The organism is Clostridium sp. chh4-2 (assembly GCF_002899675.1).
Taxonomy (GTDB): Bacteria; Bacillota; Clostridia; order Lachnospirales; family Lachnospiraceae; genus CHH4-2.
This window is the reverse complement of sequence record NZ_PKUU01000021.1, coordinates 1-22,246: the sequence shown is the minus strand read 5'-3', so window position 1 is coordinate 22,246 and position 22,246 is coordinate 1. Positions and strand designations below refer to the sequence as shown.

The following is a 22,246-nucleotide window of genomic DNA, read 5'->3' as shown; positions in this document are numbered from 1 at the left end:
TACTGGAAAGATAAGCGATGGGGCCGGTGCGGAAGCATCGGCCCCATTTCCTGTTCCTCTATGGCTGTCTATTACGGATTTGTTCTTCACCTAAAAGCTGCAATCCGCTGCCCTTATGATGAAAACGGTATTCGGAAGCCGTCATTCCCACTTCTTTTTTTATATGCTCTGAAAATAATTTATAAGAATGATAACCAACCGCTTCCGAGATCGAATTCGTTGTCAGATCTGTTTCTATCAGCATCCGGCAGGCTTTTTGAATACGGAAATAGTGAAGCCAGTCCTGAAATCCGCGGTCCGTTTTTTCTTTAATCAAATGAGACAGATAGGTAGGAGAGATGAATAATTCTTCCGCAATGCTGTCTAAAGTCAGGCTTTCCTGATAATGCGCCTGAATGAAGTCGAGAGCCTTTTGCGCCAGGGATTTTCCGGCAGTTTTAGCAGTCATTTTGGAAAAGTCCCCCAAATGCTGAATGAATAACCTTTTTACGTCCTCTGTGTTAAGTGGGATATTGAGCGGCAGCGGCTCTTTGACATTTCGTATGGTGCAGGCGATCCGGAGCAGGTATGAAATCTCTTCCCGGAACTTTGCATTTTCTGCCTTGCAGGTTTCCAGCATATTCAAGATTTGGAGGAATGCCTGGTAAGACGCGGCGCCTTCCTCATTTTTTAAGGATATCACAAACAGATCTTCTAATTCCCGGAACTGTTTGAGGGGAAACGGAGGAAGGGTTAATGTATCTGCGGGATAGATTTCGTTAGGGTGAAACCACATGCTTCTGCTGAGAAAATCCTCCATTTTCCTGAAATACTGGCTGAATAACAGCGGGCTGCTGTAAAGGGGCGTGATACAGAGGGGGGACCCGGCAGCAGGAAAGGCCGGCGAGCAGCAGGCATTTACCAGAGCGGAAGGCGGATTGTTGTCAGGAACATTTAAAATGACGGCCATTAAATCCTTGCTGGGAAGCGGCGAAATGATAGGATCATAATCTTTAAACGAAAAAGCCAGCTTATTCACATAGTCCCACATGGACGCGATAGAAGGCCGGTTTGTTAAAAGCAAAAGGAAAAACGGCCCCTCCAGTTTTAAACCAAGGGAAGAGGAGTAGGAGGCGAACTGGTTTAAGGACATAGTTTGGGTCAGCAGTTTGTCAAAAAAATGCATTTTCAGGGTGTCCGTATTTTCATAGAGAAACTGGGAGCTTTTTTGGTAGTCCAGGTCTTTGCTTCTCTGTTCGTATATCAGGTTGGAGGCTTTTGTTAAGGCCTCCGATATTTCGGATACGGAGGACGGTTTTAACAGATAGGCGCATACTCCGTGGCGGATTGCGCTCAGCATGTAGGCCTGATCCCCATAGCCGCTTAAAATAATGATCTGCGAATGGGGGAGGATTTTTTTAACCTTGTCGATAAACGTAAAGCCGTCGCCGCCGGGGAGGCGTATATCGCACAGAAAGATATCCGGCCGGTATGACATGGCCAGGTTTAAAGCGGCGGAAACGCTGTCGGCTTCCCCTACAACGGTAAGATTCAGGGCAGACCAGTCAACCGACTGGCGCAGTCCCTGGCGGACGATGGATTCATCATCGATTAATAAGATTTTTAACATGACCGGTCCTCCTTTGTGATGATTGGTTGTCTGACGATGAAGATGCTGCCTCCGATACCGGGATGGAAGTAAGCCAGGCCGTAAGAATCGCCGTATTTTAACTTCAGGCGTTCGTTGATGTTGTTCAATGCCAGGCCGTGCGTATCGGAAGGCGGATTGGAGTGGGACAGCAGGCTTTGGATATAATCAGGATCAATGCCTACGCCGTTATCGTATATGTGATAGATCAGATTCTGATCCTCCTGGTACACCGTTACGATGATTTCTCCGTCATTGCGGTCCGGAACGATGCCGTGGACAATGGCATTTTCCACTAAAGGCTGTAAAAGAAGCTTCATCACATAGATGGAAGAGGGATCGACGGATTCATCCACCTCTAAAGTGAACTGAAAATGGTTTTCAAAACGTTCCTGCTGAAGCTTCACATATAGATTCACATGTTCCAGTTCTTTTGATAAAGGGATCAGACCGTCTTCCGTCCGTATCAGCGACAGGCGGAACAGGGAGGAGAGCATTCTCACCATTCTGGACGCATGTTCTGTCCGCTTCAGTTCGATCAGCCAGCAGATCGAATCCAGCACATTATATAAAAAATGAGGATTTATTTCCGCCTGCAGATTTTGAATTTCTGCGTCTTTATATTTCAGATTCGTCTGATAAACCTGGTTGTATAAAAAATGAAGCCGTTTTGACATGGTGTTGAAACGGCTGGTCAGCTGTTCCAATTCCCGGCTGACCTTATAGTTAAACTGAACCGAATAATCTTCCGATTCTATGGATTCCATTAATTTCCCCAGATGTAAAATTGGTTTTACCAAAAAGTGACGGTAAAAGATAATCTGTACCGTGGCAAAGACTGCAAAGAGAGTGGTCAGCGCCAGAATAATAATCAATATCATCCGTCTGTAAACGTTCTTTTTATCAAGGGCAAGTTCCGTCAGATATAACCTGCCGTGAAACATCCGGGAGGAAAGGGCGTGATAGTATCCGTCCGGCCCATGGAGGGAAATCCGTTCGCCCTGTTTTAGACGGAAAAGGGTTTCCGTATCCGCTTCATTTAACAGCCACCGGTTTGAATCGGTGAGATTATGGGTCAGCAGCTGTCCGTCCTGACTCCACAATGCAAAGCAGATGTCGTCCGGCATTTGGGAGGAAGCAAAAAAACGGCGGAGGGCAGAACTGTCCAAAATGATTTTTAAATAAGCGATTTTTTCTTCGGGATGGTACATATTGCGTATGGAACGGCAGAAATTCAGATATTTTCCATCTGAAAACAGAACCCATTGGCCATAGGTGCTGTTCATGCCGTCAAATTCCTGCCCGGTGAAAATCGGAGCATTTTTGGAATAGGCGCCGGTACAGAGCTGGCGGTCATCGGCTGTCTGGATGTAGATATTTTGTACGGCAGTATTTTGGGATATCATGGTCTGCAGCGTGGAGAGGGCAGAGGAATACTGCTCCAGATATTCGGAAGTAGGCGCTGGATTATCCGCCAGTATGAATTCACGTATTGTCTCGTCCGCAATGATGGAAATGGACAGGTTGCTGATGCCGGACAATAAATTGGAGACGGAAGTTGACACGTCGTTTTGTATGTACTGAGTTGTGGCCCGGCGGTCTGAAAGCAGGCGGTTGCTGAAAAAGACGGAAGCAAGAATCAAAAATACGACGGCAGGCAGTAAAAAGAACATTAAATTCGAGAGAATCAGCTTGGAAAGCAGACTGTTTTTTTTCATGACATCCTCTTTTGTATTTTTCTTTTATAGTAACACAAAAGAAGGAAATGGAGAATATTCCAAAATTTGCCATGACCGCAAGAATCGTAATATATGACCATAAAATAACGAAAGAAATATTACATTTATTGTTGGAAAATAAGAAATGTCACAAGAAATAATCTGTGAATATCAAAGGGTTTCCTTTACAATTAAAACATGAACTAAAGTTTAAGGAGGAGACAGTATGAAACGAAACATGGTTATGAAACTGGCGTCGCTGTTCCTGGCGGGGGGATTGGTGATGGGAACAGCGGCATGCGGTACAAAAACGCAGCAGCAGAATACCGGTTCCGGGGAGGATCAGCACGAAGAAGTAACAATTTCCATTCTTCATGAGCACTCTCCGGAAGCGGCAGAAAATATTGTCAGCAGCGCAGGATTCCGGGCCATGCTGGACAAATACAAGGAGGAGCATCCCTGGGTTCATCTGGAAGAAACCACGGTCTCTAATTCCGAGATACTCAACAAGTATCTCGCTCTGATCGCAGCGGACGAGCTCCCGGATGTCACATATGTAAAATACACATGGCTGGAAAATATGGTGGAGAACAATATGCTCGTGGATCTGACCGAGTATATCAATCCCGATGATTATGTGGACGGCCTCTATTCCGTTACCTACGACGGAAAAGTGTGGGGAATGCCGAATAAACATTCCGCCTATAACCTGATCTTATATAATAAAAAGATGTGGAAAGAGGCCGGATATGATACCTTCCCAACCACCATGGACCAGTTAATCCAGGCGGGAGAGGAATTTAAAGCCAAAGGAATCACCGCGGTATCTTTTGGAAATACGGCGAAATGGAATGCAGTGTCCTATTTTACAAGCCCTCTTTTATATGATTATTGCGGAAAAGAATGGGTGGAATCCATGATCGCCCAGGATGGAACGGCTAAATGGACGGACGACTGCTTCATCGAGGCCATGAAAGAACTTCAAAAGATGTCCGTCCTGTTCAATGAAGACTTTAATATGCAGGATGATATGTGGGCGATGGGATGGTATATGCAGGGCAATGCGGCCGCCCATGCGGTTGGAACCTGGGGAATCGACACGGCTAAAAATATGTCTGAAGAGTACAAAGACGTTTGGGAGAATACGGGCGTTGTGATTTTACCGGCAGCCAATGGGGCAGAACCTACCCTGGTTTCCGCAGTAGGGGCAGCGGTGGGCGTCAGCTCAAAATTGGAAGGCGCGGAACGGGAAGCTGCAATCGAACTGGTAAAACAGATCAGTAGCCAGGACTATGCCAAATTTATGGCTGAACGGGCCAGCACGACTCCGGTTAAAACAGAACTGGATTTTACCGGAAAAGGGACTCAGTATGAGGAATTTGCCGAGGTATTGAACACACCGGTTTCCGGGCTTAACTTCAACGATTATTTTAACCAGGGAATTGCAAATCTGATGCAGGCGGAGACGCAGAGCCTGCTGGCGGGAAATAACACTCCTGAAGAAATGGCTGAAAAACTGCAGGCGTTCCAGGATCAGCTGTAAAATGAGGTGAAATGGATGAATCGTGCAATACGGCCTAAAAAAGGCGTTTTCATTGCTTATCTGATACCGTGTTTATGCATTTATATTTTTGTATTCATTGTTCCGGCGGCGGCGTCCATCCTGCTGAGCTTTTTCAAATTTTCCAACATAAGAAAATTCAGTTTTATAGGTCTGCAGAATTATCTCACGCTGATTCACGATCCGAATGTTTGGATTGCGTTAAAGAATAACTTATTTTTAGTAGGGGTCAGCCTGATCGGGCAGATTGGAATCGCATTCGTGCTGGCCTGCATTTTAAACTCATCTAAAACCATATTGGCGGGACTCAGCAGAACCGTGATCTATTTCCCGGTTACCATTTCAGCGGTTGTGATCGGTTACGTCTGGAAAATGGTTTTCGATTATAACTATGGAATTGTGGCAAAATTGCTTGAATTTGTAGGGCGGTCTGACTTGATCGCCCCATGGCTGGGACAGGAATCCACCGTTATGCTCTGTGTATGCATCCCCTTAATCTGGCAGTATGTTGGATTTCATCTGGTCATCCTGGTTTCGGCCATGACCTCCATAGACCAGGATATCTATGAAAGTTCCTCCATAGACGGAGCGGGGGCGCTGCAAAAGGCGGTTTACATCACGCTTCCCATGATAAAGAACACGCTGCTCATCTGTGTCTTTTTATGTATCTCTGCCAATATGAAGGTATTTGACCATATCATGACTCTGACCAACGGAGGCCCCGGATTCGCGTCCAACGTGCTGGCTTTATACGCTTATAATGTGTCGTTCAGTCAGATGAATATGGGGTATGGAAGCGCGGTATCCGTTTTCATTCTGGCGATCACGATTCTGTTATTCTTGCTTTCCAATGGGGTCATGGCTGTGGGAAAGAAAAAGGAATGAGGTGAGATTCTTGAAACGATTTAAAAATAAAGAAGGAAAGATAACGTGTTTATCTGTGATTTCTGTCGTCCTTTTAAATGCCGTACCTCTTTTTTACGCATTCACCTGCATTCTTCCGGTGGCCTGGCTGTTTTATTCTACATTTAAAACGATGACGGAATTCTCGGCCAATGTTCTGGCCCTGCCTAAGTCCTGGACAAATTTTGTGAATTACGAATACGTTTTAACGAGAATGAATCTTCTTGGCGCAATGTTCAATACGGTGAGAATCTCTGTAATTGTTGTGACCTGCGTCGTTCTGTTCGCATTTATCAACGGATATTTTCTGGCCCGGTTCCAGTTTTTCGGCAAACGGTTTTTGGCGGGGCTGTATACCTGTAATCTATTTATACCGGTTCATGCGATTTTGATCCCAACCTATATTTTATTTTCTGCGGTGGGACTGTACAATCAGTGGTATTCAACCATACTGCCGTGTATCTGTATGGAAGTGACCACAACCATATTTTTGGTGACAGGATACATTGAATCCATGCCGAAGGAACTGGAGGAAGCGGCGGCCATTGACGGAAGTTCCTTTTCCAGAACGCTGTTTACCATCATCATGCCGATTGCCAAACCGGTGCTGGCAACTTGTGCGATTATCTGTTTTTTCCATGTGTGGAATGAGTTCCCGTTTTCGCTGATCTTGTTTAACCGGGAAAAGCTGTATACCCTTCCGCTGGCGCTGATGCGCTTTAAAGGGGATTATGTAACGGATTATCCGAGGGTGATGACCTCGATGTTTATATCAATTCTTCCGACATTTTCCATCTATCTCTGTTTCTCAAAACAGATCATGAAAGGAATGATGGCCGGAGCAGTAAAAGGATAGGTACGCCTGAAAAAAGGAAGGGAGAGAAGCATAATGAAACAGATCAGAAAAGCCAGTTCCCTGGAACGGCTATACAAAAATGAAAGCCACCCGATCTCAGAAACAGCGCCGGAATTGATCTTCATGAGAGCGGTCTGCTCGGGAGATACAGAAACAGCGGTCGGCCTGTTCGAAGAAGAAAAAATGTTCGGCGGCCATAAAACAGCGGTGGATGCCCCTCACGGCCGGTTCGAAGGAAAAGCCGGAATCAGGCGTTTTGCGGAAAGCCTGCTGGAATGGTTTCACGCTGAAACGGCTGACGTCGTTCCGGTCATCCAGACAAGGGCAAATGGGCGGAGTATTACTGAACTGGTGGTAAATTTTGAAACGGACGAAGGGATCGATCAGGTTCCCATGTTCGTAATAGGAGATTTGAGAACCGGATCTATGCTTGATGAAGTGAGAATTTACTTCCACTGCACCTATCTTCCTCAGATTACCCCATACAGAAAACCTATCTTTTCGCCTTCCCATCTGGAGATGGGAGAGCCGGGTCTCTTAACCGGGGCGGTCCGGGAGTACTATGAAGCGCTCCACCACGTGCCCGCAGCCGATGTGGACAGAATCCTGTCCGCCATGGAAGACGAGTGCCTGTTCGGCGGATATGAACCATTAAAGGAAGGGGAGCACGAAGTATCCAATAAAGACGAAATGAGGAAAAAATTTGAAAAGATGTCCTCCTATATTCCAAGATGTGTGGGCATGAGATATGAGACGCTGACGGATGACGGAAAAAACTGTGTGATCGAATGGGTACATATTGTATCGGAAGCAGGACAGAAGGAACTGTCACGAGTGGCGCTGTCCGGCGTAGCGGCGTATGAACGAGGAGAAAGCGGGCTGTTGTGTGCGGTCAGAATTTCCGATTATGCGGGTTATGAGAGAGAAATTGACTGGAAGAAAGCGGGAATCTCCAAGGAAGAGGCATATTCCATTAACCTGGTAAAAGAATTTCCATCAGGCACCGGAAATTGAATGAATGAAATTAATTGTGTTTTGATCCGGAAGGAGAAAAGGCAGTGGAAACGGATTTAGTCCGTTTTTACTGCCTTTTAAGCTGCTTCTTTTTCTGCTTCGCCTTGTTTCAATCTATCGCTCAATCTTTCTGATCGTAATCACCGCGTCTGTAATTACTATCCGATCCACCGTGCTGGCCGGACACGGCATAAAGCAGAGCTCAATCACAGATCCCGGCAGCAAAGAAAATAAATCTGTCATAGAAAAATTGCCGATCTGATTTTCTACCACAATCTGTTCCTGAATGCGGGTAGAAGGTACAGGCCTGAGATGAAAGGCGAGGATTCCACAGGAACAGGCCAGATAGTTGAATTTAAAGGAAACCTGATAAACGCCGGCTTTTTTTATGCAAAACCGGGGTGAATCTTCGCGGTGTTCGATGCAGTAACCGGAGACAACCGTATTTTTTCCAAATATAACAGGAGCTCCGGCACAGACGATCTGTTCTCCACAGGATTCCGACCTAAGATAGTTGAAGCGGCACGGTTCCGGCGGTTTTGGGAGGGGCTTCAATTTTGTCGGACAGCAGTCGCATGGCGGCGGAGGACAAGGCGGCGGGCATGGTGGACAAGGCGGCTTAGGCGGAGGACACGGAGGCGGTTCCGGCGAAGGGCACGGAGGAGGACAGGGGGCCGGACAAGGTGCCGGACAAGGCGGTTCCGGTGGAGGGCATGGCTTTTTGCATTGATTGCAGCACAGGCTGTAGCATAACGCATTGCATAGAAGGCTGCAAGGATTGTCGGCATCGCTCATAATAGCTCCATTCTGCCGCAAAAGCGGCGTAATTATAATATGGACTTACGATAATATATGTGAAAAAGGAAAAGCCGTGAAGACAATCGCATGAAAAATGGATAAAATGCGCACCCGGAAGCATACTGAAATAAAAACAGGACGCATGAAAAGGAGCGCTATATCATGAAATTCAACGCCGTATATTATGAACCAGACAGTTTGAATTACCCACTTGGCAGACAGTTAAAGGAAACCTTCGGCGATCTGCCATGGATTCCCATAGAAAGCCACAACCGGATTGAAGAAATGCAGAAGAAGCAAAACTCAGAATTCGGCAAAATGAAATCGAACCTGATCGTAGGCATTCGAAAAACCCATAAATACACGGAAAATCACAAAGTATCCGATTTTCTCGTTCCTTATACCTCTTCAGGGTGCACGGCCATGTGCCTCTATTGCTATCTGGTATGCAATTATAACAAATGTTCTTATCTCAGGCTGTTTGTCAACCGGGAACAGATGATGGACCGCTTAGTGCGCTCTTCCCTGAAAAGCAGCGCTCCCCAGACCTTTGAAATCGGAAGCAACAGCGACCTGATCCTGGAAAATACCATAACCGGCAATTTGGAATGGACGATCCCCCAATTCGCAGAGCGGGGAAAAGGAGCAGTCACATTTCCATCCAAGTTCCACATGGTAGACCCGCTTTTAAACCTGAACCACCAGGGAAAAGTGATATTCCGAATGAGCGTAAACCCGCAGCCGATCATCAGTAAAATCGAATTCGGCACGTCACCTCTGGAGAAGCGGATTGAAGCTGTGAATAAAATGTGTGAAGCCGGATATCCATGCGGCCTCTTAATCGCGCCGGTAATCCTGGTTGACGGATGGAAAGAATTATACACAGGACTGCTGATCGAATTAAAGGACAAACTCTCTTCCAAGATGAAATCGCAGATGTTTCTGGAGATCATTCTGATGACCTACAGCTATGTCCACCGGGCGATTAACGGCGACGCGTTCCCCAATGCCCCGGATCTTTATGACAAGGAAAAAATGACGGGAAGAGGCCGGGGAAAATACTGCTACCGGGCGGAGGAACGGGCCCTGGCGGAAGCATTTTTGCGGGAAAAGACGGCTGAAATCCTGGGAAATGTGCCTATTTTATATATCAGCTGAGTTCTCGGTATTTTTTTCCACGTAAGGAAATTTTAAGACAAAGTAAGAAGAATACCTCTTGCTTTTCTTATGTAAACTCATATAATAGAGAAAGCATGGCATATCATAACTATAGGCATTTGAGGAGGCAAAATAAGAATGAAAAAAGTGATAAAATGGATTAAGGTGGGAGCCTGGGCGATGCTGGCGGCCGGACTGGTTGCAGTCAACGCCGTGAGCGGCAGTGCGGCACAGGTGAACACAGAGCAGCAGGCCCAGCAGAAGCCAACTCCTACGGAGCAGGTAGCGCTGACCACCTGCCGGATAGAGAACGGACAGATTAAAATTGCGGGAGGCGTTGAAGGCGCCTGGTCAGATCCCGCTTATTATGATAATTACCTTTATTTATTTGAACTGCAGCCCTATCAGAATGATTTAACAGGGCGGACAGATTATGCGGCCTGGATTACCAAAGGAGATGCGGTTTCCTTTACCCAGCCCCTTAATTTGGGCACAGAAGGCGACAAATTATATTCTAAATTTATGGTGGCGGTGTTTGACGGTGAGCAGTACATCCCTGTCAGCAACGCGATTCACGTAACAAACCCGGAAGTTCTTGCAAAGAATACGGATGAATTTAGAGCGCCTCTTACAAAGAAAGGCCTTTTAATCGAACAGTCCATGCTGGACGACGCATTTGAACTGGGCGTAAAACACGTAATCGTCAATATCCCATTCCACCACATTTTAGGAAATGGCATCGATTATACATATGACGGAAAAACCTATCATTTCAACAAAGAATTGATGGATGAATACGATTACACCATCCGCCGCATGTCGGAAAAAGGCATGCTGGTAACAGCCGTTATCTTAAACGGATGGAATGACGCAACCCCTCAGCTGGTTTATCCTGGTGTGACAAAATCGGCGTCGGCCAACTACTATGGATTCAACGTATCCACAAAAGAAGGATATGAAACCGTGAAAGCGATCGCGTCATTTTTGGCGGAGCGCTACGGCGATCATTCTTCCTCCCACGGAAAAGTTTCCAACTGGATCATCGGCAATGAGATCAACAACAATATGAACTGGAACTACATGGGCAAGATGGATATTGAAACCTATGTAAAGGAATACGAACGGGCATTCCGGGTATTCTACACAGCCATCAAGAGCACCAACAAGAGCGACCGCGTGTATTTCTCCACCGATTATAACTGGAATCATGAAGCGGACGGAAGCCTGAAATACAATGCAAAAGACATTGTGGACGTTTTCAACCGAAACGTAAGAATCGGCGGCCAGATGGACTGGGGTCTTGCCTATCATCCATATTCCATTCCTCTGACAGAACCGGAATTCTGGGATGATGACCAGACGGGATTAATCAAAAACGATCCGTCTTCCCCGGTAATCAACTTCAGCAATTTAAGCGTATTGACCGATTATCTGCAGCTTCCGGAGATGAGAATGGCGGACGGCAATGTAAGACACGTAATTCTTTCCGAGCAGGGCTTCACCTCCCACAGCGCGACGAGAGGAAAGAACACGGATCTTCAGGCAGCGGCATTTGCTTATGCTTATTATATTACTGACAACAATCCGTATATCGATGCATTTATCATGAGCCGTCAGGTAGACGCTCCGGCAGAAGCTAAGGATTCCTTGAACTTTGGACTTTGGGAATGCAATATGAATACGCCGAACCAGATCAACCCGACAAAACGTAAAAAGATTTGGACTGTGTTTAAATGGATTGATAACAAGAAAGAATCCCTGGGAATTACGGAATTTGCGAAACCGATTATTGGAATTAATAATTGGTCGGATGTGATTCCGAATTTCAAGTACAAAGAGAATTAAAGTAAAGCGTGAAGGCATTTTCCGAAATGCCTTGAGGATTTAATGTAAAACGTGAAGGCATTTTCGAAAATGCCTTCACGCTTAATGTAAAAAGTCTTTATGAAAGAGGCCGGCAGAAACTGAATTCAACTCAGTTCCTGCCGGCCTTTTCCGCCCTTTCCTCCGTCCATCCCTCCAAATTCCCGTTCCCCTCCCTTTTATAGAATACAAAAATGGTTGAAAGTCCTGCCCTCCCCTCATTTGTTTTGCGGAAAATACCCTGTTTTTACAGCACTTTTTATTGAATTAGCTAAAAAGAACAGCGGTTTGGTCGTAAGTGTTGACTGGTTAATCACCCTTGCTATAATGTGATTAAACCGAAATGAAAAAAAGATATCGGAATATAAGAGGAAAAAATGAATTATCCCCATCAAATAAATTGACTTTAATTCCAAATGGAATTATGCTGATGCCATATTACCCTTATTAAATCAAATTAAAATAAAGGAGTGACCGCTTTGTCACAAAAAATGGTATTTGATAATTTGACGCAGGAGGCCATACAGGTCTTCGGCGCCATTCAGAAGAGAAAAATCTCCGGTAAGGAGGAACTTATTCAGGCAACAGGCATTAAAAGCACGACGATGAACCGCATTCTGGAACGTCTGAAGGACGAAGGACTGATCCTCGTATGCGGCGAGGGGGACTCGACAGGAGGCCGCCGTCCCCTGCTGTACGGTCTTGACAATGAAAAAAAGATCTACTTCGTCGGCGTAAACATCGGTTTTTATCATTTGGATATCAGTATTCTGCATTACAGCGGTAAGGTAGAGGTTCTGCTGAAAAAGCCATACCCGCTGGACACCGGCCCGGAACAGACGCTATCGGATATCCGGGCAATGTATGAAAAAGCGCTGCACAAAACTGGTATAGACCCTGAGGATATCTGCGGCTGCGGCCTTTGTATCTTCTGCTCGCTGGACCGCATACAAGGCGTTGTTCTTAAATCGGTCTCTGCTGAGAATCTGAACCCGGAGTGGTTTGGTTTTCCGATTAAGCAGCGGGTCGGAGAGATTTTCGGCATGACTCCGGTCATGGAAACCAGCATTAATTCCGTGTGCATCGGAGAACACTGCTTCGGCAACGGCCGCAGCTACAGTAAAATGAGCGTTTTGCTCTGTTCCAACGCCATCCGGATGGGATGTATGCAGAACGGAATGCTGATCCGGCCCGCCAACAACATCGTCGATGCGTTTGGACACATGGTAATCGAAGTGGGAGGAAGGCCGTGCAGGTGCGGCAATTACGGATGTGTGGGAACTTATGGCAGCGCGTCCGCAATCGTCCGGACATTTCGGCGTGAGCTGCGCTGCGGCAGGGCCAGCGCCTTAAACGGGATGCCGATCGAGGATATTACAGTCTACAACATTCTCCATGCAGGGGAGGACGGCGACCAGCTCGCTGTGGAAGTGATTACAAAGGCCGCCACCATGGTTGGTATGGCAGCGGCAAACTACATAAATCTGACCAATCCAGAGATCCTTATTTGCGCAGGTCTTCTTATGGAGAATTCCGGCGTTTACTATAAAACTGTAAAAGAGACGGTTACCAGAATAACGCGGCTCCTTCAGGGAAAGAGCGATTTGTTGTTTATGCCGCGGACCAATATGGGAAAATCAGCCGTTGGAGCTGCAATTACAGCGATGGAAGCACAGATGGGGAACTCCTATTAACCATATGACAAAACCTTCCAAAGCTGAATATGTGATACAGAAAAAGGAGGTAAATAATGGTTAAAGGTCAAAATGTGCTGTTCATTTGTTCAGACCAGCATAACAAATGCGAGGCAGGCTGCTACGGCAATCCTGTTATTAAAACGCCGAATATTGATAGTCTGGCGAGAGACGGCACCAGGTTTCAAAATGCCTATTCCAACAACCCGATCTGCGTGCCGTCCCGTGCCAGCATGGCCACCGGCCAATACAGCTTTAAAATCGGATGCTATGATAACGCCACTCCCTATACGGGCCAAGTGAAAAGCTTTGGACACAGACTTCAGGAAAATGGAATCGGCATCACAACCATCGGCAAGCTTCATTACCGCAATGCGGAGGATGATACCGGTTTTTGTGACCAGCGCATTCCGCTGCACGTGCGCGACGGAGTTGGAGACGTCTTCGGCCTGCTGCGCGATCAGCGCGTGACAAAGCCGAAAGTAGGTCAGTTTCCGGACAATGCCTCGGTGGGCCGTTCGTCATACATGGATTACGATGAAAATGTGACCCGGGAAGCTCTCGAATACTTAGACGGAAAGCGCGGTACCGACGAACCCTGGGCTCTGTATGTGGGCTATACGCTGCCCCATTTTCCACTTACCATATCGCAGAAATATTGGGATTTGTATGAAGGGGCTAAGATTCCGATGCCGGCAGCCTATAAGATCGGAGAGCGCTCAGAACATCCGTCCTGCCGGGATCACCGGAGGTTTTACGGGATGGAACGACAATATGAGGATGAAGTAATCCGCAAGGCGCTGCGCGTATATTATGGCATGTGTTCCTATTTGGACGACCAGCTGGGCGCAGTCGTGCAAAAGCTGAAAGAGATAGGACAATATGAAAATACTGTGATTATTTACACCAGCGATCACGGTGAGATGGCAGGCAGCCATGGCATGTGGAACAAAAACTGCATGCTTGAGAACTCTGTAAGCGTGCCGCTCATTGTGACCGGGCCGGGAATTCCAAAGGCAAAGACCAGCGAGACCATCGTCTCTTTGGTGGATTTGTATCCGACGGTGCTGGACGCATTTGAAATCCGTCTGACTGAGGAAGAAAAGGCCGTGCTGCCCGGAACCTCTCTGTTAAAATTGGCAAAAACGGATGATGTTAGGATGCGCTGTGCTTTCAGCGAATATCATTCTACCGGTTCGGTGACAGGCGGATTTATGCTGCGCTGGGGAGATTATAAATATATCTATTATGTGGGCTATAAACCCCAGCTTTTCTGTATTACAGCAGACCAAGCAGAGCAAAATGACCTGATAGACGATCCTGCGTATTCAGAAATTGCCGCCCGGCTCGACACGCAGCTACGTCAAATCTGCGATCCGAAAGCGGTAAATGATATGATAAAGGAAAATCAGGAGAAAATCCTGTCCGAACATGGTGGAAGGGAGAGCGTAATGGCCACATTTGAGCCTGTTTTATTTTCTCCCGCCCCTCAACTAACAAAGTGAAAAATTGAATGGAGGTAACAATGATGAAAAAAACGATGAAACTTTCAGCGGCCCTGTTGATTCCCGCCATGATGCTGTCCCTCAGTGCCTGTGGAGGAAAGACGGCGCAGCCGGAGACAACTGCACCTGCCGGTGCGGCGCCGAAAACAGAAACATCCGCAGATTCCGCATCCGCAGCTTCAACAACTGCAGCGCCTGACACGACCGCAGCTGCACAGGATGAAACGGCTTGGCCCGAGCGCGCCGTATCGATCATTGTCGGCGCAAATCCGGGCGGCGGACAGGATGCTTCTGCCAGACTTTACGCCAAGTATCTCTCAAAATACACCGGACAGGCGTTTACCGTCACCAACATCTCAGGCGGCTCCGGCTCAATCGCCTCTTCGCAGGCGAAGGACTCCAAACCTGACGGTTACACAATCCTGATGTCCCATGAAGCGTTGGAGAACAACAAAGCGTCCGGCACCGTGGATTTCGACTATACCAGCTTTGACATCGGCGGAATCGCCCTCACTTCCAAGTCTCAGGCACTGATCACCAACGGAAAGAAGTTCAAGACCATGGATGAGATGATCGAGTACGCGAAGGCAAATCCGGGCAGCATTATAGCCGGCACCGAATGGGGAGGCAGTTCCCACCAGAACCTGCTGTCCGTAGAGCAGTGTCTGGGCATAGACTTGGATATTGTTGACGGCGGAGCGGTTGGTGAACGTACCGCAGCGATGGCAGGCGGCCATATGGATCTTCAGGTAGCTTCCATAGGCAACGTTGCCGACTATATTAAGACCGGCGAGTTCACTGCGCTCATCATGTTCAATGATTCCGTCATCGATACTTATTCAGAGTATCCCTGCTCCACTGATTATGGAATTGATTACGTTTACGATAAGTTCTACGGCCTGTTCTTCCCTAAGGGAACCGATCCTGCAATTCTGGCAAAATGCCATGGCCTGCTGGAGCAGATGGCGGCTGATCCCGAGTTTATCGCCGAGGCCCAGGCTCTTGAACTCGTTCCCGGCATAATCGAGGACGAGGAGACCTATCTGGACAATACACTGGCACATCTGATTGAATACAATAAGAAATATGTAATTGAATAATGAAAAAACAGGCTTCACTACCGATGCCGTAAGGAAACGGCAGTGAAGCCTGTTTTGGAAATGGAGGAGCGTATGTTTAAAAACAAGACCTTTGAAGATTTAAAGGATTTAATTGCAGGTCTGGCCCTGGTAGTTTTTGCAGGATTCTATCTGTTGTATTCATTTCAAATCAAATCCACGCTCAAAAACGGGTTAGGCGGCAGCAGATTTTTTCCCTGGGTGATCGGTTCTATCATTCTGTTTCTGGGACTGATTCAAATCATAAAAGCCCTGGCCGTTCTGGCCCGGACCAAGGAGATATCAGAGCCAAAGGCGCCGGTGAATATAAAAAATGTTGTTCTCACATTTGCATTTTTTGCCGCCTATGCGTGTCTCATGCAGCCGGTTGGCTTTCTGATCGGAACTTTTTTCTATCTCGCCTGTATGATCCGTCTGCTGTCTCCAAAAGGAGCGCGCAGTCTGCCTAAGATCATCCTGATCGCGGCCGCGGCCGATCTCATCATCTACCTTTTGTTCACCCGGTGCTTTGGCGTTATGCTGCCAATGGGACCCATTATATTTTAAGAAGGGGGTAACCGTTTATGCTTGATATGTTTGCACAAGGCTTTGCATCCCTGTTCTCCATCAATATGCTGGCGCCTCTGGCTCTTGGCGTCATCATAGGCATTATCGTCGGAGCCAGTCCGGGACTGAGCAGTTCCATGGGACTGATTCTGGTGCTGCCGGCCACCTATGGCATGTCGCTGGAAAGCGCGATGGCCATATTCCTCGGCATCTACGTGGGTTCCGTGTCCGGCGGCCTCATAACGGCCATTCTTTTGAACATACCCGGTACTTCCGCCAGCGTGCCGACCACATTTGACGGGGCGCCTATGGCGAAAAAGGGCCAGGCGGGCAAGGCTCTGTCGGTTGGTATCGTGTGCTCTTTTTTCGGCGGAATGTTCAGCTTTATCTTCCTGTTTTTCCTTTCGCCCACGATTGCGGTTCTGGCGCTTAAATTCAGCGCGGTGGAGTATTTTGCCGTAAGCTTTTTCGCTTTGATGCTTGTGGCCAGCCTGGCCGGCAAGTCGTTAATTAAAGGTTTGGCTTCGGCTGCGGTGGGCATGGCATTTGCAACGGTAGGAATGGCCCCTCTGGACGCCGCCAGGCGGTATACGTTCGGATATATCGGACTGGATAAAGGGTTTGCCTTTGTGGCTGTACTGATCGGTTTTTATGCGGTAATCGAAGTCCTTAAAATGGCTGAAAAATTCGATATACAGCCGTCTCCGAAGGCCGAATACCGCATGAAGGGGTTTGATATCACCCGCACAGAGGTAAAGGAAAATATGGGGAATTTCCTGATTTCCTCCTCCATCGGAACCGGCATAGGATTTCTGCCCGGCATCGGTTCCGGTACGGCGGCGATGATATCCTATACGGTCACCAAAAACCGCTCCAAAACCCCGGAACTGTTTGGAACCGGCATTGTTCCCGGCGTGGTTGCTTCTGAATCGGCCAATAATGCGGTTATAGGCGGAGCCCTCATTCCGCTGCTCACCCTTGGAATTCCGGGCGACGGTTCGACGGCAATTCTGCTTTCGGCGTTTATGATGCACGGGATCACCCCTGGACCGCTGCTGTTCTCCACACAGGGAGCGCTGGTCTATACCATGTTCGCCTGTCTGTTTGTGGGCAACATCATGATGGTCATATTGGAGTATTATTCCCTGCCGTTTGTACTGAAGGTTTTAAACCTGCCCCGGGAGGTGCTGTTCCCTGTTATTATGGTAATGTGCAGCATTGGCGCATACGGCAGCAATAACCGCACCTTTGATATTGTGACCATCCTGATATTTGCGGCCCTGGGCTATGCTTTTCACAAATTTAAATTCCCCGCGCCCCCGTTTATCATGGGATTTATTCTTTGTCCGCTGGTGGAAAAATACCTGCTGCGCGCGCTTCAGCTCACAGGCGGCAGCATCGTACCATTTTTTACGCGTCCGATTTCCGGCTTTTTTATGCTGCTTTCGGTGATCTTTTTGGCGATGACCGTCCGCAAGCAGTCCAGATATAAGGCTTAAAGTCTGTGGAATTGCAGCAAGAGTGGTTTGTAATAGAAAAATAGTAACTGTTCAGAGGGGGCATCTTCTTGCATGGCCTGCGGCCATACAAGAAGCATCGGAGGTTCCTCCGATGTGAATATTGATATAAAAATCCGCTTTCAAGCAAGCTTGACACTGATTTTTATATCAATATTCCCGCCCTCTGAACAGTTACGAAAAATAAAAGATTTGACCAAATAAAAAAGTTTCCGGCTGCAGCAGGAAACTTTTTTTCTTCGATTACAAATTCTAATTGCCGTTAGATTGTAATTGTGAAAATACTTTGTATTTTTTATAAGAGGCGGCGGTGTGATTGAGTGTAATGCATCAAGGAATTTCGAAGCTTGATATGTTTTTTGCCGGAACTCTTATAATCTCAACATAAGTGATTTTCATCCGTTCAATAGGTTAATGCACTAGAAAACATTTTTATTGCAAAAAGATTTAAAATTTTTTTATTTTATTTTCAACCCTGTTCATTACCGGTTTTGTGCGGCAGGGATTAAGAAGGCCGAATCCGGAAAAACAGAACTGTTATTTTTCCGGCGGTGAAAAGTAATTGGCAAAACTGAACAAAACAGATGGGCATAAAATAGAAATATTATACAAAAATCAGCGCTTGGCTGAAAAATACAAAAGGAAGTATTGACAATCTTTTCACAAATGGATATAATCGGGAATGTAAATGAATGCAGATAGTGTGTTACTGAAAGAGATGTTTATTCAGGCATAAACTATACATCATTCGGCAGATAAGGCTGATGGGTGTGGTTTATGCCTTTTTGCTGTATGAGAATGCTTCTTTTTACGAAAAATAGAAAAGAAAGCAGGTATATGTATGAAAGACAAGATTTTTGGAGTACTTCAGAGGGTTGGACGTTCCTTTATGCTTCCAATCGCAATTCTTCCGGTAGCCGGGCTTTTGCTTGGGATCGGCGGATCGTTTACAAATGCAACAATGATAAGCGCTTATCATCTGGAAGGGGTTCTGGGTGAGGGAACGCTGCTGAACGGTTTTCTTTCCATATTAAACAGCTGCGGCAGCGTTATTTTCGATAACCTGCCTCTGCTGTTTGCCATTGGAGTGGCGGTAGGTATGGCGAGGCAGGAAAAAGAAGTGGCGGCTTTGGCCAGCGTGATCGCATTTTTCATCATGCACACCGCAATTCATGCGCTGCTGATGCTGTCAGGCAAACTGGCCGTCGTGCCAGGAGTTTTAGACGCATTCGGCAATGGGATTGCCGGGATGGTGGGAACGGTGGAGCAGGCCGTGGGAATGCTGGACGGTTCCATAACGAAAGTGCTTGGAATCAGCACCCTTCAGATGGGAGTGTTCGGCGGTATTATCGTCGGGCTCGGCGTGGCGGCTCTTCATAATAAATACTATAATATCCAGCTTCCGCAGGTGCTTTCCTTTTTCGGAGGAACCCGGTTTGTACCGATTATCTCCAGCCTTGTTTATATCTTTGTGGGAATTCTTATGTATTTTATCTGGCCGGTCATCCAGTCAGGGATCTACGGCCTGGGAGCGCTGGTTAATAATTCCGGCTATGCGGGGACCTGGATCTATGGAATTATCGAGCGGGCATTGATTCCGTTCGGACTTCATCATGTATTTTATATTCCTTTCTGGCAGACCGCAGTGGGCGGCCAGATGGAAGTGGCAGGACAGATGGTATACGGAGCCCAAAACATCTTCTTCGCCCAGCTGGCGAATGTGGGATCGATCAGCCATTTCAGCGTGAGCCCCGGAACCCGTTTTATGACCGGCAAGTTCCCGTTTATGATATTCGGTCTGCCGGGTGCGGCTCTGGCCATGTACCGGGTGGCTAAGCCGGAGAAGAAAAAAGCGGCGGGCGGCCTTTTGGTTTCAGCGGCTTTGACGGCTATGCTGACGGGTATTACGGAGCCAATTGAATTTACATTTTTATTCGTCGCACCATTTTTATATGCGATCCACAGCCTGCTGGCAGGCGCCTCCTATATGATCATGCACATGCTGAATGTGGGCGTTGGAATGACATTTTCAGGCGGTATCATCGACCTGGTGCTCTTTGGCATCCTGCCGGGAGCGGCCAAGACCAGCTGGTACTGGATTCCGGTTGTGGGAGCCGGATATTTCGTTGTATATTATTTCCTGTTCAAGTTCCTGATTGTAAAATTTAATTTAAAGACACCCGGACGGGACGATAACGAAGAAGTGAAGCTCTATGTAAGAAGTGACGTGAATGCGAAGAAACAGGGGGCAAAGTCCGGTGGAGCCGATGGAAACGACCAGGCGGATGAGCGCTCCGTAATGATTTTAAACGGCTTAGGCGGTAAGAAAAATGTGGCGGATGTGGACTGCTGCATCACCAGGCTGAGGTGTACGGTAAATAAACCGGAGCTTGTGGATGAGGCGCTGTTAAAACGGACCGGGGCCGCCGGAGTCATCAGAAAAGGCCAGGGAATCCAGGTGGTATACGGCCCAACTGTGCCGAACATCAAGGCCAATCTGGTAGCCTATATGAAAACTGCGCCGAATGAAGAATATCATGGTGTAGAGGAAACAAAAGGCAGCCTGCAGACTGCAGCGCCGGAGAGCGCCGGTTCCTGCGAAGCGAATCCGGAAGCTGAGGCAAGGAAGGCAAGTAAGCCCTGTAAGGCAGTTTCGCTTTACAGCCCGTTTACCGGAAAAGCCCAGCCCATCGACAAAGCTCCTGACGTGACATTTGCTCAGAAAATGATCGGCGACGGTTATATGGTAATCCCTTCAGAAGGAGTGGTGACCGCTCCCTGTGACGGCACTGTAGTTTTCGTATTCCCTACCAAGCATGCAGTCGGTTTAAAGATGGATAACGGCATGGAACTGATGCTTCACATCGGAATCGATACGGTGAAACTGGACGGTCAGGGATTCGACGTGTTCGTAAAAGAAGGAGATTCCTTTAAAAAAGGTGACCGTCTGATGGCCTTCGATCTGGATTATATAAAGGAACATGCGGTTTCCGAGGCATGTATCGTCATTTTCACGGCTATGGAAGAGGGAACGGCCGTAAAAGTGATCGAAGAAAAAGAAGTCCGGGCGCTGGATCATGTGGCGGATCTGATCGGCTGACAACTGGAAACGGAACAAGACAAAACCGGGGAGTTATGATATGATAGAATCATTATAAAAGATACACAGCTGGAACAATGGGGGATAAAAGATGTACCGCATAATCAGGATTTTAAATAACAATGGAGTAATGGTCTATGATATGGAGCGGGAAGAAGAAGTCATCCTGCTGGGGAGCGGCATTGGCTTCGGAAAACGTGTGAACGAGCGGTTTGAGCTGGAAAAGGCGGATGGAATCAAACGGTATACCATCGTCGACCGGGAGGAAAAGAAACGTACCGGACGCCAGGTGATCGGGGGAATGAACCCTGTTTATCTGGAGGTGGCAAGCCGGATTGTGGATATGGCAAGACAGTCTTTAAATGAGATGAATCCCAATATCATGATTCCTCTTGCCGACCATATCGCGTTTGCGGTGGAGCGGATAAAAACCGGAGTGGTCATAGAAAATCCATTTCATGCGGACATCCAGACCCTGTATCCGGAAGAATACCAGGTGGCGCTGGCCGCGCGCAGGATTATTAAAGAAGCGGTGAACTGTGAGCTGCCGGAGGAAGAAGTGGGGTATATCGCCCTCCACGTCCGGGCCGGCCGCATGGACGAAAAGCTGGAAGAGTCGTTAAAGACGGTTGCCCTTCTTGGAAAGGTGCTGGATGTGGTGGAGAACGGGCTGGAAATCAGCCTGGATTCACATTCCTTTACTTATGAACGGTTTATGGCCCATCTGCGGTATCTGATCGCCTGCGTTAAGAACGGGGACCCGGTCAGCCTGAACATGGATGAGTACGCCAGAACCCAGTTCCCGGAGTCCTACCGGCTGGCTATAGCAGCATGCCGGGTGATCGAAGAGGAACTGAACATGCAGGTGCCTAAGGAAGCCGTAGGCCATCTGGGAATTCACATTGAACGGCTTAAAAAAGCCTGATGAATAATAGAATAAACCGCTGACAGCGGTCAGAAAAGCAGCGTGGCCGGAATTACTCCGGCGGCGCTGCTTTTCCGTTCAAAATGCCGCCTCTTGTGAATACGCCGTCAAATGTTAATTTTATTTGCCACGGTTTCTATTATGTGATATGATACCATGTGGTGATTTGTCGAAAGACGTGTTACAATATGGAAAGAAAAGGTTAGTATTCACAGTCCCGGCGGTCTCTGCCGTCCGTTCCGGCTTTGGCAGTTTTGCAGGAACTTTCCTGCACGTTTAGAAGTGCTTATGCCCGAAACCGGAACTGGAAAGATTCTGCAAAACTGCCAAAGCCGGAACGGAC

16 protein-coding genes are annotated in these 22,246 nt (G+C 47.4%); 13 read left to right on the top strand and 3 right to left on the bottom strand.

The genetic code is table 11. The features are described 5' to 3' along the window. Positions 1-58 precede the first annotated feature (58 nt). The gene (locus C0033_RS19555) at positions 59-1,609 is read right to left on the bottom strand and encodes a response regulator (protein WP_103229588.1); all 1,551 of its coding nucleotides are present in this window, start codon (positions 1,607-1,609) and stop codon (positions 59-61) included. Continuing rightward, a complete protein-coding gene (locus C0033_RS19550; RefSeq protein WP_103229587.1) occupies positions 1,603-3,345 on the bottom strand; it encodes a sensor histidine kinase in 1,743 nt (580 codons plus the stop codon). Before C0033_RS19550 ends, C0033_RS19555 begins: the two co-directional genes overlap by 7 nt. 226 nt (positions 3,346-3,571) lie before the next feature. On the opposite strand from C0033_RS19550, the gene C0033_RS19545 reads away from it, so the two are divergent. From C0033_RS19545 to C0033_RS19530, 4 genes are read left to right on the top strand one after another with little or no spacing between them, the layout of a single operon-like run. Continuing rightward, the gene (locus tag C0033_RS19545) at positions 3,572-4,888 is read left to right on the top strand and encodes an extracellular solute-binding protein (RefSeq protein ID WP_103229586.1); all 1,317 of its coding nucleotides are present in this window, start codon (positions 3,572-3,574) and stop codon (positions 4,886-4,888) included. Positions 4,889-4,903: 15 nt separating this feature from the next. Then, positions 4,904-5,791: a sugar ABC transporter permease gene (locus C0033_RS19540; RefSeq protein ID WP_103229585.1), complete on the top strand. Its 888-nt coding sequence runs from the start codon at positions 4,904-4,906 to the stop codon at positions 5,789-5,791. Between the two features lie 10 nt (positions 5,792-5,801). Continuing rightward, entirely contained in the window at positions 5,802-6,665 is an 864-nt protein-coding gene (locus C0033_RS19535) for a carbohydrate ABC transporter permease (protein WP_207656882.1), read from the top strand. Positions 6,666-6,698: 33 nt separating this feature from the next. Continuing rightward, on the top strand, positions 6,699-7,679 hold the full coding sequence (locus C0033_RS19530; protein WP_103229583.1) for a hypothetical protein: 981 nt from the start codon (positions 6,699-6,701) through the stop codon (positions 7,677-7,679). 114 nt (positions 7,680-7,793) lie between these two features. On the opposite strand, the gene C0033_RS27170 is transcribed toward C0033_RS19530, so the two are convergent. Continuing rightward, positions 7,794-8,234: a hypothetical protein gene (locus C0033_RS27170; RefSeq protein WP_180994824.1), complete on the bottom strand. Its 441-nt coding sequence runs from the start codon at positions 8,232-8,234 to the stop codon at positions 7,794-7,796. Positions 8,235-8,639: 405 nt separating this feature from the next. Here C0033_RS27170 and C0033_RS19520 point away from each other — a divergent pair, with 405 nt between their 5' ends. The 9 genes from C0033_RS19520 to C0033_RS19480 all read left to right on the top strand — a co-directional run bounded on the left by C0033_RS19520 (position 8,640) and on the right by C0033_RS19480 (position 21,903). Further along, positions 8,640-9,635 carry a spore photoproduct lyase family protein gene (locus C0033_RS19520; protein WP_103229581.1) on the top strand — a complete coding sequence of 332 codons (996 nt, stop codon included), beginning with the start codon at positions 8,640-8,642 and terminating at the stop codon, positions 9,633-9,635. A 138-nt stretch (positions 9,636-9,773) separates the two neighbouring features. Beyond that, the gene (locus tag C0033_RS19515) at positions 9,774-11,480 is read left to right on the top strand and encodes a DUF5722 domain-containing protein (protein ID WP_103229580.1); all 1,707 of its coding nucleotides are present in this window, start codon (positions 9,774-9,776) and stop codon (positions 11,478-11,480) included. A gap of 497 nt (positions 11,481-11,977) precedes the next feature. Further along, complete coding sequence (locus C0033_RS19510; RefSeq protein ID WP_146043795.1) at positions 11,978-13,192, top strand: ROK family transcriptional regulator; 1,215 nt, start codon at positions 11,978-11,980, stop codon at positions 13,190-13,192. 56 nt (positions 13,193-13,248) lie between these two features. Then, on the top strand, positions 13,249-14,697 hold the full coding sequence (locus tag C0033_RS19505) for a sulfatase-like hydrolase/transferase (RefSeq protein WP_103229578.1): 1,449 nt from the start codon (positions 13,249-13,251) through the stop codon (positions 14,695-14,697). Between the two features lie 23 nt (positions 14,698-14,720). Continuing rightward, positions 14,721-15,797, top strand: a complete 1,077-nt coding sequence (locus C0033_RS19500; protein ID WP_180994823.1) for a tripartite tricarboxylate transporter substrate-binding protein — start codon at positions 14,721-14,723, stop codon at positions 15,795-15,797. Between the two features lie 72 nt (positions 15,798-15,869). Continuing rightward, positions 15,870-16,361 carry a tripartite tricarboxylate transporter TctB family protein gene (locus tag C0033_RS19495; protein ID WP_180994822.1) on the top strand — a complete coding sequence of 164 codons (492 nt, stop codon included), beginning with the start codon at positions 15,870-15,872 and terminating at the stop codon, positions 16,359-16,361. A 17-nt stretch (positions 16,362-16,378) separates the two neighbouring features. Beyond that, positions 16,379-17,860, top strand: coding sequence for a tripartite tricarboxylate transporter permease (locus C0033_RS19490; RefSeq protein ID WP_103229575.1), 1,482 nt, complete (start codon positions 16,379-16,381; stop codon positions 17,858-17,860). Positions 17,861-18,719: 859 nt separating this feature from the next. Then, entirely contained in the window at positions 18,720-20,978 is a 2,259-nt protein-coding gene (locus tag C0033_RS19485) for a PTS transporter subunit IIABC (RefSeq protein WP_103229574.1), read from the top strand. Positions 20,979-21,069: 91 nt separating this feature from the next. Beyond that, positions 21,070-21,903 carry a PRD domain-containing protein gene (locus C0033_RS19480; RefSeq protein WP_103229573.1) on the top strand — a complete coding sequence of 278 codons (834 nt, stop codon included), beginning with the start codon at positions 21,070-21,072 and terminating at the stop codon, positions 21,901-21,903. The last annotated feature ends 343 nt before the right edge of the window (positions 21,904-22,246 follow it).